We start from the raw sequence: 14133 nt of genomic DNA, 5'->3' as shown, positions 1-14133 counted from the left end.
ATTTATAGAATAGCAGGCCGGGCTAAAAGCTATTTAACTCGTAATTAACTCGTTTGTTAAAAATCTGTAGGGTTTTTAATAATTAGGGCTGCACGTTCTTTAATTTTAGAGATTTCTTTAGCATCTTTTTTCTCTAGTAAACTCATCATCATGTTCATTCGCTGGTTGTTTTTAAAGAATTCTTTTTTATCATCCAGGAAATTCCAGTACAAACTATTAAAGGGACAGGCGTCGTTTTCCGTTTTCTTACTCACCTTATAATGGCAGTTTTTGCAGTAGTTACTCATTTTATTAATGTAACTTCCGCTAGATACGTAAGGCTTTGTAGCTACGATTCCCCCATCGGCAAATTGGCTCATTCCACGGGTGTTGGTAATTTCAACCCATTCGATCGCATCGATATAAATTCCTAAATACCAGGCATCAACTTCATCGGGGTGGCACTGGGTAAGTAAGGCGTAATTGCCGGTAATCATTAAACGCTGAATATGATGCGCGTACGCATTATCTAAACTTTGCGTGATGGCATGATGCAAACAATTCATTTTTGTTTTACCATCCCAGTAAAATGGTGGTAATTCATTCTGATTGTCCAGTTTGTTCCTTCTTCGGTATCCTGGCATTTTTAGCCAGTAAATACCTCGCATATATTCCCGCCAACCTAAAATTTGCCGTACAAAACCTTCTACCTGAGAAATATCAATTTTGTCCTTATGCTCATAATAATAACTAATAGCCGAATCGATCACTTCTTTTGGGCTTAGCATTTTTGTATTCATGCAGAAGGACAATCTGGAGTGGAAGAGATAGGCATGATCTGTATGCAACGCATCCTGGAAATCACCAAAGTGTACTAAAAGATTTTTACAGAAATAATTTAAAACTGAAAGACTGTCTTCTCGTGAGCTTGGCCAGTTAAAACTTTTCTCATTGATGTTTCCCATGGTTTTGATACCAGCCTGTTCGATCTCTTTTACCAGATGGGAAACATCTTTTCTGAAACCGCGTTCATGCGGAATTTCAGGTGTGCCTGTCCATTTTTTTCGGTTCGATTTATCAAAATTCCACTTGCCTCCTTCAGGATCATTTTTTGTAGCCATCATAATATCATATTTCTTCCGCATATCACGGTAAAAATACTCCATGGTCATTTGTTTCTTCCCGTCGTAGAATTTTTCGAGATCGTTCCGCGTAGTCAAGAAATGCTCGGTATCGTAAGCTTCAGAATCGATTGAAAGTGACTTGCAGATTTCTTTTAACTGTTGGTCAAGACGATACTCATCAGGCAATTGATATTCGAATTTTTCAATATCATTTTTTTTAATGAGTTGCTTTAGATTTTCAGCTAAAGTCTGGTTGTTTTCTTTATCATTAATATGATAATAGATAACTTCATATTGTCTATTGGTAAGGTATTCAGCAAAATTTCGCATCGCTAAAAAGAAGCCTACTACTTTTTGAATGTGATGAACCGTATAATCGGTTTCCTGACGCATTTCCATTAAGACGTAGATCGTATCGTCCTGTTCTTCTTGGAACCAGCTATGCTGATGGTTTAACTGATCCCCTAAAATTAAGCGTAATTTCTTTACTTTTTTAGCCATGTATCTACGTATTGGTTATCAGGATCATAAAGGTCTGCCTGTTTTTTGATATTGAACTTTCGATCTCGAGGATCGTTACCCACACCACTATTGTACATCCAGTTGCCCCAGTTGCTATGTACGTCATAATCGACCAAAACACTTTCAAAATAAGCAGCACCGGCCCGCCAATCCTGTTTTAATTCTTTTGCCCAAAAACTATTGACGTTTTGCCGGCCACGATTACTCATAAAGCCGGTAGCCGCGATTTCGTTTATATTCGCGTTTACAAAGTCCTCTTTGGTTTCGCCGTTAATCCATTGTTGCAGGCTTTCTATGCTGAATTTCCAATCGAGCTTCTTGTCTAAAATCCCAGATAGCTTAAAGATTGAATTGCCATGTTTTAGGGAGGTGTATTTAAAAAAATCCCGCCAAATAAGCTCAAATATCAGCCAGTAGGTATCCTGATTTTTGGTGATTTCGTGCTCAAATTTTTTGACTTGGTGAAAAATACTTACTGCGGAAATACTACCATTGGCTAGCCAAGCTGAAAGTTTAGAGCTGTAGTCTTTACCCAATAATCCATTTCGAGTTTGTTTATACTCTGAAAGTTTTGTTGTTTTCCAGAAGTAGTAATCGATCCTTTTCCATGCTTCGTCCTCACCACCTTTAAACGAAAAAGCCGTTCTGGAATCTTGCTGATAATCTTCCAATCCCAGTTCTTTAAGATTAGGTGTTTTTGAAGTATTTTTGATACGATTACTTTCCGGCTTTTGCTTTGGAATTTCAATTTCTTTACGAACATCAACATACTGCTCGCATTTTTTTCTGAACTCAGTGTAAACCTTTGGGATCTCATTAAAATCACCGTAAGCAATGTCTTCTGGATGAAATAAAAACTGCGTGTAAAACGATTGAAAATCGATAGTAGGAAGTTTCTTTTTTAGCGCCGCTATAATTTGTTTTTCTTCTGTAGTCCATTCTTCCTGAAAGTAAATCGCTTCAATCTTATGATTTCTTGCAATTTCAGGAATAATTTCTTCCGGTTTTTGTAGAAAAATGAGTAGACTAATGTTTAATTGGTTTAAATTTTCCTGAAGATTTTTAATACTTTCAATTAAAAATTTAGCTCTGAATTTCCCTGTTTTTGGAAATCCATATTTTGTTTTTTTAAACTTCCTAGGGTCAAAACAGTATACAGCAATAACCTGTTCATGCTTTTCGCAGGCTTCAAATAATGCCTTATTGTCTTTTACCCTCAGATTATTTTCAAACCAGATTAATCCTGTACTCATTAATTTGTTCTTACTTTATTTCTTCGACATTTTTCACTGCAATAAATTACATTATTCCATTTTTTCGCCCATTTTTTACGCCAGCTAAATGGCCTTTTGCAAACCGGACAGCTTTTTTGTGGTAAGTTTTCTTTCTTTACATACTTCAATCTTTAGGGGCATTTTTATCGAAAAAACTTTTGATTTCCTGTCCCGGTCTTGCATAATGAAATCGATCTAACAGCGCCGGTAGCGCATAGCCGTCTAAGCCATTAATTGCAACAGTGCCGGCATCTTCTAATCGTAGCCAGCCATCTGGAGTTTGGATGCTTTCATCAAAATAAACATGCTTGATAGCTCCGATAACCAAAGCAGTTCCGTTTTCTTTGATCTGATATTCATTTACATATTCGCAACCAATTTTAACGGCACATTGTTTTACGTAGGGAGCAAAGAATTCATCTAAATATTCCTCTTCCAGTCCGGTTTTAGAAAATTCAGAGACAGCTTCTTCATATTTTGCCGCGGTTTGATGTGCTTTTGCAATCATATCCTGGTGGATATGATTTACTGTAAAATAATTAGTGTCTTTAATATTCTTATAGGTATTTCTAGGTAGGGTGGCTGGTCGCGTCACAAAACCGATAAGTGCAGGATCACTACCAAGGTGAGTAACCGAGCTAAAAACGGCGACATTGGCTCCCTTTTCTTTCGATTTTGTAGCTATAAGGTTGGCACTTTTGTACCCAGAGAGGCTATTGATAAGGTTTAACCTGAAGATTCTTTCCATACCTTCTATTTCGCTGGCGCTAACATGTTTCATGTGGAATTTTATTTTGAAGTACTACTTAATATTAATAAAAAAAGAGGTTAGTTTTTTAACTAACCTCAATTTACAACTCTGTTTTTAGACGTGCTGTTAACAGATTTTTAAATTAATCCTGCAATTCTAATTGATTAATTTTCATCTCGTAATCTTCGATTGCTTCATTTACAGCCTCTATATTATCTGAAGATCGCTGGTGGGCTTCTTCCATAGCTTTTTCTAATTCTTTATCAGGATGCTCAAACAAATCTGTAATCACATGGTTTATTTTATCGATAATACTTTCCTGACTGTTTTTAATGTCTTCCAGTTTACTTAGCGTCGAACGCATATTATCAATTTTTTCTTGATCCATAATTTTTGAATTTTAATTGTATTACTAAAAGTAATTCTTTGAATTGTTTAAAATCAAGCAATTAACCAATTTTAGTAGGTTTTTAGTGAAAGATTATGAATTGTTGCGGATTAGGTAATTTTAAAGTTTTGCTTTATAATTTGTAGTGGAGACTGCTCAAATGTTTCATAAATGCTAAAGGACAAGGTGTTTCATAAAATATCTGTATTTTTGTATTGTAAATTGTATTTGTTTTCTTTATAAAAAGCAGATCGCGTACTTCAAATAATTCATGCAACAATCCAAGAATATTGCAATCGTAGGTTCTGGCCTGGTAGGCTCTCTACTGGCGATTTATTTAAGAAAAGCCGGTCATCGGGTAACTATTTTTGATCGTAGGCCAGATGTCAGAAAGGTAGAGTTTTCAGGCAGGTCCATCAATTTGGCAATGTCTAATCGAGGATGGAATGCTTTGCAGAGAATAGGTCTGGAGGACGAAATTAGGAAAATCGCCTTACCTCTGGATAAACGAGCTATGCATGTAAATGAGAAACCTCTTTATTTTCAGAAATATGGAAAAGAAGGAGAGGCGATTTATTCGATTTCCCGTGGGATTTTAAACCGAAAAATGATCGATCTTGCGGAAGAAGCAGGTGCGGTTTTTAGGTTTGAAGAGAAAGTTTGGGATATTGATCTAAATCAGGCGAAAATCTATACCGGTACTGCAGAAACAACCCCATGGACCGAGTATAAATTCGATCTTATTTTTGGTGCTGACGGTGCATTCTCTAGGGTTCGGCATAAAATGCAGCGACAAAGCAGGTTTAACTATTCGCAACATTTTATAGATGTGGCTTATAAAGAACTTACGATTCCTGCAAATCCCGATGGTTCGCACAAATTAGATCATGCTTCTTTTCATATCTGGCCACGTGGCAAATTTATGTTGATTGCCATGCCTAATTTGGACGGTAGTTTTACCTGTACCTTATTTATGCCGTTTGAAGGTGAAATTTCTTTTGAAAGTATCAATACTGAAGCGAAAGCAGAACGCTTTTTTGAAGAATATTTTCCCGATATCAAAGAAGATATTGCCAATTTAAAAAATGATTTTTTCAAGAATCCTACCAGTGCCATGGTTACTATAAAATGTTTTCCCTGGCGATACGATGATAAGATAGCTTTAATTGGTGATTCTGCGCATGCCATTGTACCATTTTACGGACAGGGAATGAACGCTGGCTTTGAAGATATTTCAGTACTTTTTGATAAGATGGAAGAATACGGCGATGACTGGGATAAGATCTTTTCTGAATACCAAATTGCACGAAAACCCAATAGCGATGCCATTGCTGAATTAAGCTACAGGAACTTTGTAGAAATGAGTAGCAAAACGGCGAATCCTAAGTTTTTACTTCAGAAAAAAATAGAAAAGAAATTTGCTGAAAACCATCCCAGTGCCTGGGTGCCGCTTTATTCCAGAGTAACTTTTTCAGCTCATCCTTATGCGGAAGCTTTAAAGATAGGGGATAAGCAGGAAAAAATTATGGCGGAGGTTTTAAAAATACCAAATATTGAAACTAAATGGGATAGTGTGGAAATCGAGGAACGAATCCTGGAATTATTAGGAGAAGAAATTCCTGTTTAGAAGCGGAATTTAAATTTCTTCTATTCCTTCTTTTATCTCTAAGGTATCATAAACGTGCGTCATTGTACGTTCGTCTTCACTAAGAATGATCAGGATATCATTAGCTTCGATCTCAGTAGTTCCTTTAGGAGTTATAAATTTTTCGTTTCTTGAGATCATGGCGATGATCGCTTTTTTGGGAAATCCAATTTCTACAATTCGTTTTCCTACCGCTTTATTATGTTTAGGAATAAGAATTTCCCGTATGATGGATTTTGCTCCATCAGATAAGAAAGTTTCAACCTGGCTTTTTGGTTTTACCCGATCGGGAAGTGCTACATGCAGCCACTTTGCTACAACAGATAAAGTTGTTCCTTGGATGATTACTGAACTTAAGGATACAAAGAATACAATATTAAAAATAAAGTTAGCCTTATCCACACCGGCAAGTAATGGATAAGTAGCAAATACGATGGGTACAGCGCCGCGTAGCCCAACCCAGCTTACGTACCAGCGGCGCCGCATTTTCATTTTAAAAAATGAAAGACTTATTAATACACCTATTGGCCTTGCAATGAAAATTAAAAAGATCGAAATTACGATTCCAATGCCTACAACTGGTACAATCTGACTTGGATAGACTAATAGGCCTAGCGTAAGGAAAAGAACGATTTGCATGAGCCATGCAAGCCCATCGAACATTTGCATGATGGTCTTTTTCCGGATAAGGTTTTGATTCCCCAGATAAACCCCACTTAAATATACAGCTAAGAAACCATTACCTCCCATAAAATTGGTTGCTGAAAAAACAATAAACATCAGCGCGATGGCCAGTACAGGATAAAGTCCGTCGAAATCTAATTTTATTTTGTTGATGACGATTTTGCAAAGTTTCCCGAAAATAAACCCCAATAAACCACCAATTAATATTTGCTGAATAAAAAGTGGAATAATACTCCAAATACTTTGTTCGGGGTTTAAAACTAACCCGAGAAAAGCAATAGTTAGAAAATAGGCCATCGGGTCGTTACTACCACTTTCTAATTCTAATGTGGGGCGCAAATGAGATTTTAAAGCCAGGTTTTTTGATCTTAATATAGAGAAAACCGCCGCCGCATCTGTAGAAGATACAATGGCACCCAGTAATAATCCTTCGTAGATAGAAAAATCGGTAATAGCCCAAACAAAAGTGCCCACTCCAAGCGCTGTAAATAAGACCCCAAGCGTAGATAATGAAATTCCCTGCCAAACGACCGGTTTTATACTTTTCCAGTTCGTATCTAAGCCTCCTGAAAATAAGATGAAATTTAAGGAAGCAATCCCGATAAACTGCGCGATCTCTGGATCATTAAAGTAGATGCCCCCAATACCTTCACTACCAGCTAAAATTCCTACAGAGAGAAATAAAACCAGAGTAGGGACACCAAATCTATACGATGTTTTACCAGCAAGAATACTTATAAAAAGTAGTAGTGAACCTATTAAAAGAATGTTCTCGATGGTGATGCTCATGGGGTGCTCTAATTTTTTTACTAAAATACACTTTTACTCGATAATTGATCTTTAAATGATGAGATGCTTGCACTTAAAATAAAAAAAAGCAACCCGAAATTCGATAATTTCGGGTTGCTTTTTTTAGTGTTTTTGGACTTTTACTGCACCTCTTTTTTTAATAGCTCTGGAAATTTTTTCTTAAACCTGTTAATCCTTGGGATTGAGACTTTTTGGATATATGGATTTTCGGGATGATATTTTTCATAGTCCTGGTGATAATCTTCGGCGATCCAGAATTTTTGAAATGGTAAAATTTCTGCCGCGATGGGCTTATCGTAATTCTTAGCAACTTCAGCTTTTATTTTTTCTATAGTTTGTTTTTGCTGTTCGTCTTGATAAAAAATGATAGAGCGATACTGGGAACCATGATCCGGTCCCTGCCCATTAACCTGAGTAGGGTTTTGGGATCCAAAATACACTTTTACGAGAGTTTCAAAGCTTACAACTTTTGGGTCATAAATAACTTCTACGCTTTCGGCATGCCCGGTTCTTCCGGTATTGCTTTGTTCATAAGTAGGGTTTTTAGTATGACCGCCTGAATATCCAGAAACAGCTTCTTTCACTCCTTTTACGCTTTCATAAACCGCCTCCACGCACCAAAAGCAACCACTGGCAAAATAGGCTTTAGCCATGCCATTTTCTAAAGGTACTTCAACGGGTTTGGCATTGGCAATTTCAGGTTTTGTAGCCGGTTTATTTTGGGCATTATTTCCGCAGGCAAAACATAATATACATACGGCAGTTAAGAAAATTGATTTCATGTTATAATTAGTTTTTTGTAAAATTTCCTTCTAAGGTTTTCTTTCCAAAAATGGCATAGTCTGTAGCGATTTGGCCATTAATTTTAAAACCTATCCAATCAAGTTTCAGGCCATCATTTGTAGCTTTAAGGCTGGCAATGGCATCTTTTTTAGAAAAATCTTCCCATGGTAAATTCTTATCCTTATTTCTAGAAGAAGGGCTCACATAAAAGGCATCGTAACCATTACCTGTTTTTTCAAACCGTACGTTAATATACATACGATCTGGTTGAAGACAAAATTCTGAATTTCCGGTAAGACTTACTTCTATGCAATAACAGTTGCAGGCTTCATCTAGTTCTCCCTGCTTAAGGTATCTTCCTGAAATTTCACCGGCGCCACTATTAGTTTTAGAAGTGTCTACAGGTTCTTCAAGATTATCGATATTATCATAGCGATTAATATCACTTTCTTTATCCGCAGCAGATTCGTTAGATTCTACCGGAGCAGTCTCATTAGGTGCTATTTCAGATTTATCGTTGTTGGTGTTTTTACAGGAAAAAGCTATAAAAAGAAGTAAAAGTAAAATTGTTTTTTTCATTAAATTATGAGTACTAGTTATACAGTAAAGTTAACTTTTTGCGCACTTATTATTGTGAAATCCTTGTTAATCAATGGGATTGATGGATTGAATGCATAAAAAAACTGCTTAAAAATATTCAATATTTTTAAGCAGTTTTTTTAATATTAATCAGCTTTTAAGCGATTACATGCTATGGAAAAGTTGATCCATTTTTTCTTTTTCTTCTTTTGCTAAATCTTCATCAACAAGGATACGGCCACTGTGCTCATCGGTAATAATTTTCTTTCTACCAGCAATTTCCATAATAACCTGTGGTGGAATGGTGAAGTAAGAACCTCCTGAAGCACCGCGTTCTACCGGTACAATTGCCAATCCATTCTTTACATTGCTACGAATACGTTTGTAAGCTTTTACTAAACGAGCGTCGATCTCATTTTCGTACTGTTCAGATCTGTCAATAAGCGCCTGCTCTTCTTTTTCAGTTTCGGCGAGGATGGCATCAAGTTCACCTTTTTTGTGATCTAAATGTGCCTGGCGATCTTTTAATCGTTCTTTAGTTTGTTCGATCACCTGTTTCTTTTGCTCAATCTGAACTTTATATTCCTTGATGTGTTTTTCAGCAAGTTCGATTTCTAATTCCTGATATTCAACTTCTTTGCTTAAAGCGTTAAATTCACGGTTGTTACGAACATTTTTTTGCTGCTCAGAATATTTTTTGATAGTAGTTTTAGACTCGTCGATAAGATTTTTCTTATTCTTGATATCGTTGTTGATCACCTCGATATCACCGTCTAATTTTTGTAAACGTTTATTCAATCCGGCTACTTCATCTTCTAAATCCTGTACCTCTAAAGGAAGTTCGCCTCTCACGTTTCGAATTTCATCAATTCTGGAATCTACCAACTGAAGATCGTATAAAGCTCTTAACTTCTCTTCTACAGTAAGATCATTTTTCTTTGCCATACTTAAATATACTTGATAGGATTGCTATTTGTCTCTGCTAAAATAAGTGCAAAATTACTAAATTTTTTCGTTAAAAAAGAATATAGTAAATTTTTTGTAAATTGTTCGCTTTCATAGTGTCCAATATCGGCCAGCACTATATTTTTCTCGGCTTTATAAAAGTCGTGATATTTTAAATCTGCTGTGATGTACACATCTGCCCCTGCTTTTTTCGCATTTTCGATCGCAAAAGCGCCACTACCACCCAAAACAGCCACTTTTTTTATCGGCTTTTCTAATAATTCTGAATGGCGTAGACAGCCGGTTTTAAAAGTTGATTTTATTGTTTTTAGAAAGGCTTTTTCTTCCTGCGGTTTTTCTAATTCACCAATCATTCCCATCCCAAGATGCTGGTTGCTATTTTCCAGACTGGTAATCTCGTAAGCTACTTCTTCATAAGGATGGGAAGTAAATAAAGCATTTAGAATGTTGCCTTCTAAATGAGCCGGGAATGTGATACCAATTTGAGTTTCTTTTTCAAAGTGAAGGCTTCCGCGTTCTCCAATCACAGGATTAGAGGAGGTGTTTCCTTTAAAACTTCCCGTTCCATTTACATTAAAACTACAGTTGTCATAGTTTCCAATACTGCCTCCACCTGCATCAAAGATCGCTTTTCGAACTTTTTCAGCATCATCTGCAGGTACAAAGGTGAGTAGTTTTTTGATACTGTTTTTTTTGGGAATTAAGATTTCACGGTTTATGAGTCCAATTTTTTCACAGATCATATCATTAACTCCTTTATACTGGTTATCTAAAGCAGTATGGATTGCATATATTGCGATATCATTCTTTATGGCCTTTAAAACAACACGCTCTACATAATTTTTTCCAGTAATTTTTTTGAGTCCGGAAAATATAATAGGATGAAAACTTACAATAAGATTACAATTCTTGCTAATAGCCTCGTCTACGGTAGCTTCAAGCGTATCTAAGGTGATAAGTGCTCCGGTAACTACAGCGGTTTTATCACCTACCAAAAGGCCTACGTTATCAAAGTCTTCAGCATAATTTAAAGGAGCAAATTCCTCAATTTCTTTTATGATATCCTGAATAATCATATTTTTAAATTTTAATTGCCTTTTTTAGCTCTTTTTGCTAATTCAGTAAAGATCGGGTAACTTTAGAAGCGATGTATTGATGCTAAAGTGAATACGATTTTTTAAATCGCTATAGCTTTAATGCGAAAAACTATAACGCTTAGCAAAATTAAGATTCAAAGATAAATATTATAGCCTGCCTTATATGGATTTACTACGAAAATTCCTTTTTCCTTTTGCCGTTGTTTATGGTATAGTTGTATGGTTTAGAAACAAATTTTTTGATGCCGGGATTTTAAACAGTACCAGTTATGATTTTCCGGTCATTTGCGTGGGGAATATAAGTACGGGCGGCACAGGAAAATCACCAATGATAGAATACTTACTACGTAAATTGACCTATAAAAACATTGCGGTTTTGAGTAGAGGGTATAAAAGATCGACAGATGGGTTTTTGTTGTTGAATGGGAAGGAGAAAGCTATACAAACCGGAGATGAACCTTTACAATTTAAAAATAAATTTACAGAGGTTATGGTAGCCGTAGATGCCGATCGTAGAAATGGTATTGCAGAATTGAGGAAAAAACATGCAGAAATTGTGCTTTTAGACGATGCTTTTCAGCATCGAAAAGTAAAAGCTGGTTTTAATATTTTACTAACCGCTTATGGTGATCTTTATGCTAATGATTTTTTATTGCCTACCGGAAATCTTCGAGAAACTTATTCTGGTGCGGATAGGGCACAGGTGATTATCGTTACTAAATGTCCTCAAAACATTACGCTTAAAGAAAGAGAGCACATAAGGTTTAAGCTTCAAATTAAACAATATCAAAATTTATTTTTCTCTACTATTCAATATGCTGAAACTATTTCAGATGGTGAAAATCAGTATCCATTAAGCGAATTGTGTGATACTATTACAGTGGTAACGGGGATTGCTAAACCAGCGCCTTTTACTAAATATTTAAAAGCCAAAAATGTACACTTTGAGCATCGAAAATTTCCAGACCATCACAACTTTACCGAAGTAGAAATAGCGCAGTTGAATACCAAAGAATGTATTCTTACCACCGAGAAGGATTTTATGCGTTTAAAAGACAACATAACCGTTCCGCTTTATTATTTACCTATAGAAACTGCGTTTGTAGAAAATGAAGAACAGTTTTTAAACAGGGTTAATAGGTTTATAACTGAATTTAAGGAGTAGTATAAATAATAAATTTAGAACGTACAATCTTTGTTGCCAATTCAAATTATTCAGGTCTTTTCTATAGCATATAAAGAATAGCCCTTTCTTTAAACAAATTTTAATGATCAAATTAAGTTTTGGATTCCTGTTTGGCTAGATACTTATTGATCTTAGCAAAGAACTCTTCAGTTTTATAAGGTTTCGGAATGATATCATTAAAACCATTAAGGTAAAATTCATCAAGATTTTCATCTAAGGTTACTGCGGTTAGAGCGATAATCGGTATTTCAGTATTAAATTTTCTAATCTCTTTTGTGGCTTCAATACCGCTAATTCCCGGCATATGAATATCCATTAGGATAAGGTTGAAGCTTCCTTCTCTAACCATTTCGATGGCGGTACTACCATTATCGGCAACTCTACAAATTGCTTTATTTTTTTCTATAATTTTTTTAGTGATCATCTGGTTAATCTTGTTATCCTCTACCACCAATATCTCTTTGCCTTCCAGATAATCTTGTTTTGTAGCCGGTTTTTCTTCTTGTTGCTCCTCAGTGTTTAAAGCCGGTTCAACAATTCCAAATTTTAAATCGAAAGAGAATTTAGAGCCTTTTCCTAAATCGCTTTCCAGACTAATCTCACTTTCCATTAAACTAAGTAGGTTCTTAACAATAGAAAGTCCAAGGCCGGTGCCCCCAAATTTGCGGTTGATTTGTGTAGAGCCCTGGGTAAAATTCTCGAAAATTGCTTTTTGCTTTTCTTTAGAAATTCCTTCGCCGTTATCTTCGATTTCAAAATGGAGCAATACTTCATCTTTAACCTGTTTTAGAAGACCAACTTTTATCCATATGTTTCCGTCTTCAGTAAACTTAATAGAGTTCCCGATGAGATTGATTAAAATTTGTGATAGTTTTAATGGGTCTCCTTTTAATCTATTTGGAATTGTTTTTTCAAAGTCGAAATGGATTTTATTATTCTTATCGTCAGCCGAATTTTTAAGGGCTATCAATACATCAGAAATTCTCTTTTTTAGGTCGAAGGAAGAGTTTATAATCTCCACTTTGTTTGCTTCAAGTTTGTTGAGATCTAAAATGTTATTGATTAAACTCAACAAATATTCCCCTGAAAATTTTAAAGAATTAAGGTGTTCTTTTTGATTAGGTGTAGGATTTTCTTCTAGCAGTAAGTGTGTTAAGCCTGTAACAGCGTAAAGCGGAGTTCTTAGCTCGTGTGTTATGGTGCTTAAAAATTGTGCCTTGGCTGTAGTTGCTCTTTCAGCATTTTCTTTCGCTAAAGTAAGTTCACGGTTTTTCTTTTGTAGTAAACCATTGGCTCTGGCTCTAAGATTGTTGTTTTTATATAACGATAAAGTAAGTAAAGACAGAATGGTGATAAGGGCCACGCTTAAAATGGTGGTAAGCTTATTTACTTTTAAAGAACGCTCGTTTTCTTCTTTTTGAGCAGAAAGTTCCTTGATTTCGCTTTTAAGTGCATCACGACCATATTTGCTATAATGATCTTGCGCCAGAGCTTTTTTATTAATATCAAAGATATTATCTCTTTCAATATTCGAAAGTTTTAAATATTGCAGCGCCTCCAAACTATCCCCTTTATATTCATAGATCTGGCTAAGAATTTCATAACAGCTCATAATCATGCCATTAAATTCATGCTGCTCTGAAATGGCCAAAGAAATATTCGCAGAGCGAATGGCCGCATCAAAATTGTTCCTACTCAGTTCTGTTTTGGCTAAATAATAGTGAAGCCGGGCATACTCGTAGGGATTGGAAAGGGAATCTAAATTTTTTCGGGCTTCCTTTAAATATAAAAAAGCCTTATTAGGTTGTTCATCTAAATTTAAAAATAAAATAGCGCGTTGCAGGTTTAAAAGAGCTAGGTAATCCTGTAGGTTTTTTTCCTTAGAGTTTTTATAATGACTTTCAGATAGATTTAAATAATCGATGGCGCGCTGCCGTTCTTGCTGGGAAATTAAGATTTTAGAGAAACTAAGATAGCTGTAAGCAAGACCGGTCTCATCCATAATTTCTCTTTGGATGGCGATAGCTCTATTTAGTGACGTTGTAGCATCACTGTAATTATGACGAATATAATCGAGTTTGGAGGATATACTACTGCTTAAAGCAACATACCTCTTATGATTACTGTCCTTGGCTAATTCTAATGATCGGTTAAGTTCATTTTTGGCTTTGTCGAATTCATATCTGTTTACAGAAAGTTCTGCACTCCTTAGCAGGCTATCAATTTGACGGGTAATTTCTTCTCTGTTCTGATTTTGGGCACTAGATGAAAAAATTAAAAAGCACGAAAAAAGCAGGATATACGTAAGCTTTAATTTATCCATTTTATAGCTAAACGGCTTAAAA

The 14133-nt window shown here is 35.6% G+C and carries 13 protein-coding genes; 2 read left to right on the top strand and 11 right to left on the bottom strand.

Annotated elements, in window-relative coordinates:
• Positions 1 to 56 precede the first annotated feature (56 nt).
• The 5 genes from ZPR_RS17790 to ZPR_RS17775 form a co-directional block, all read right to left on the bottom strand.
• On the bottom strand, positions 57 to 1604 hold the full coding sequence (locus tag ZPR_RS17790; RefSeq protein WP_013073155.1) for a cryptochrome/photolyase family protein: 1548 nt from the start codon (positions 1602 to 1604) through the stop codon (positions 57 to 59).
• A complete protein-coding gene (locus ZPR_RS17785; RefSeq protein ID WP_013073154.1) occupies positions 1589 to 2878 on the bottom strand; it encodes a DASH family cryptochrome in 1290 nt (429 codons plus the stop codon). Before ZPR_RS17785 ends, ZPR_RS17790 begins: the two co-directional genes overlap by 16 nt.
• Positions 2878 to 3027, bottom strand: a complete 150-nt coding sequence (locus ZPR_RS23095; protein ID WP_013073153.1) for a DUF2256 domain-containing protein — start codon at positions 3025 to 3027, stop codon at positions 2878 to 2880. The genes ZPR_RS17785 and ZPR_RS23095 overlap by 1 nt, the downstream gene beginning before the upstream one ends.
• On the bottom strand, positions 3024 to 3680 hold the full coding sequence (locus ZPR_RS17780; RefSeq protein ID WP_013073152.1) for a flavin reductase family protein: 657 nt from the start codon (positions 3678 to 3680) through the stop codon (positions 3024 to 3026). The genes ZPR_RS23095 and ZPR_RS17780 overlap by 4 nt, the downstream gene beginning before the upstream one ends.
• 112 nt (positions 3681 to 3792) lie before the next feature.
• Positions 3793 to 4038: a hypothetical protein gene (locus ZPR_RS17775; protein ID WP_013073151.1), complete on the bottom strand. Its 246-nt coding sequence runs from the start codon at positions 4036 to 4038 to the stop codon at positions 3793 to 3795.
• Positions 4039 to 4309: 271 nt separating this feature from the next.
• Here ZPR_RS17775 and ZPR_RS17770 point away from each other — a divergent pair, with 271 nt between their 5' ends.
• Entirely contained in the window at positions 4310 to 5665 is a 1356-nt protein-coding gene (locus tag ZPR_RS17770; RefSeq protein WP_013073150.1) for an FAD-dependent oxidoreductase, read from the top strand.
• A gap of 9 nt (positions 5666 to 5674) precedes the next feature.
• Here the strand turns inward: ZPR_RS17770 and ZPR_RS17765 are convergent, their stop codons facing one another.
• The 5 genes from ZPR_RS17765 to ZPR_RS17745 all read right to left on the bottom strand — a co-directional run bounded on the left by ZPR_RS17765 (position 5675) and on the right by ZPR_RS17745 (position 10581).
• Positions 5675 to 7156 (bottom strand): potassium/proton antiporter, encoded by a 1482-nt coding sequence (locus ZPR_RS17765; protein ID WP_013073149.1) that lies wholly within the window; start codon positions 7154 to 7156, stop codon positions 5675 to 5677.
• A gap of 140 nt (positions 7157 to 7296) precedes the next feature.
• A complete protein-coding gene (gene msrA / locus ZPR_RS17760; protein WP_013073148.1) occupies positions 7297 to 7959 on the bottom strand; it encodes a peptide-methionine (S)-S-oxide reductase MsrA in 663 nt (220 codons plus the stop codon).
• Between the two features lie 7 nt (positions 7960 to 7966).
• Positions 7967 to 8539: a hypothetical protein gene (locus ZPR_RS17755; protein WP_013073147.1), complete on the bottom strand. Its 573-nt coding sequence runs from the start codon at positions 8537 to 8539 to the stop codon at positions 7967 to 7969.
• A gap of 165 nt (positions 8540 to 8704) precedes the next feature.
• Positions 8705 to 9484 (bottom strand): zinc ribbon domain-containing protein, encoded by a 780-nt coding sequence (locus ZPR_RS17750; protein WP_013073146.1) that lies wholly within the window; start codon positions 9482 to 9484, stop codon positions 8705 to 8707.
• A 2-nt stretch (positions 9485 to 9486) separates the two neighbouring features.
• The gene (locus ZPR_RS17745; RefSeq protein WP_013073145.1) at positions 9487 to 10581 is read right to left on the bottom strand and encodes a Nif3-like dinuclear metal center hexameric protein; all 1095 of its coding nucleotides are present in this window, start codon (positions 10579 to 10581) and stop codon (positions 9487 to 9489) included.
• A gap of 184 nt (positions 10582 to 10765) precedes the next feature.
• On the opposite strand from ZPR_RS17745, the gene lpxK reads away from it, so the two are divergent.
• Positions 10766 to 11767, top strand: coding sequence for a tetraacyldisaccharide 4'-kinase (gene lpxK / locus ZPR_RS17740; RefSeq protein WP_013073144.1), 1002 nt, complete (start codon positions 10766 to 10768; stop codon positions 11765 to 11767).
• A gap of 112 nt (positions 11768 to 11879) precedes the next feature.
• On the opposite strand, the gene ZPR_RS17735 is transcribed toward lpxK, so the two are convergent.
• Positions 11880 to 14111: a tetratricopeptide repeat-containing hybrid sensor histidine kinase/response regulator gene (locus tag ZPR_RS17735; protein WP_013073143.1), complete on the bottom strand. Its 2232-nt coding sequence runs from the start codon at positions 14109 to 14111 to the stop codon at positions 11880 to 11882.
• Positions 14112 to 14133 lie beyond the last annotated feature (22 nt).

It is taken from the genome of Zunongwangia profunda SM-A87 (genome assembly GCF_000023465.1).
Classification (GTDB): domain Bacteria; phylum Bacteroidota; class Bacteroidia; order Flavobacteriales; family Flavobacteriaceae; genus Zunongwangia; species Zunongwangia profunda.
The sequence above is the reverse complement of the archived record's forward strand: the minus strand, read 5'-3'. Positions and strand labels throughout refer to the sequence as shown.

Coding starts and splice junctions, on each gene's coding strand:
- ZPR_RS17790 (WP_013073155.1), bottom strand. CDS start 1,604: ATGGCTAAAAAAGTAAAGAAATTACGCTTAATTTTAGGGGATCAGTTA.
- ZPR_RS17785 (WP_013073154.1), bottom strand. CDS start 2,878: ATGAGTACAGGATTAATCTGGTTTGAAAATAATCTGAGGGTAAAAGAC.
- ZPR_RS17780 (WP_013073152.1), bottom strand. CDS start 3,680: ATGAAACATGTTAGCGCCAGCGAAATAGAAGGTATGGAAAGAATCTTC.
- ZPR_RS17775 (WP_013073151.1), bottom strand. CDS start 4,038: ATGGATCAAGAAAAAATTGATAATATGCGTTCGACGCTAAGTAAACTG.
- ZPR_RS17770 (WP_013073150.1), top strand. CDS start 4,310: ATGCAACAATCCAAGAATATTGCAATCGTAGGTTCTGGCCTGGTAGGC.
- ZPR_RS17765 (WP_013073149.1), bottom strand. CDS start 7,156: ATGAGCATCACCATCGAGAACATTCTTTTAATAGGTTCACTACTACTT.
- msrA (WP_013073148.1), bottom strand. CDS start 7,959: ATGAAATCAATTTTCTTAACTGCCGTATGTATATTATGTTTTGCCTGC.
- ZPR_RS17755 (WP_013073147.1), bottom strand. CDS start 8,539: ATGAAAAAAACAATTTTACTTTTACTTCTTTTTATAGCTTTTTCCTGT.
- ZPR_RS17750 (WP_013073146.1), bottom strand. CDS start 9,484: ATGGCAAAGAAAAATGATCTTACTGTAGAAGAGAAGTTAAGAGCTTTA.
- ZPR_RS17745 (WP_013073145.1), bottom strand. CDS start 10,581: ATGATTATTCAGGATATCATAAAAGAAATTGAGGAATTTGCTCCTTTA.
- lpxK (WP_013073144.1), top strand. CDS start 10,766: ATGGATTTACTACGAAAATTCCTTTTTCCTTTTGCCGTTGTTTATGGT.
- ZPR_RS17735 (WP_013073143.1), bottom strand. CDS start 14,111: ATGGATAAATTAAAGCTTACGTATATCCTGCTTTTTTCGTGCTTTTTA.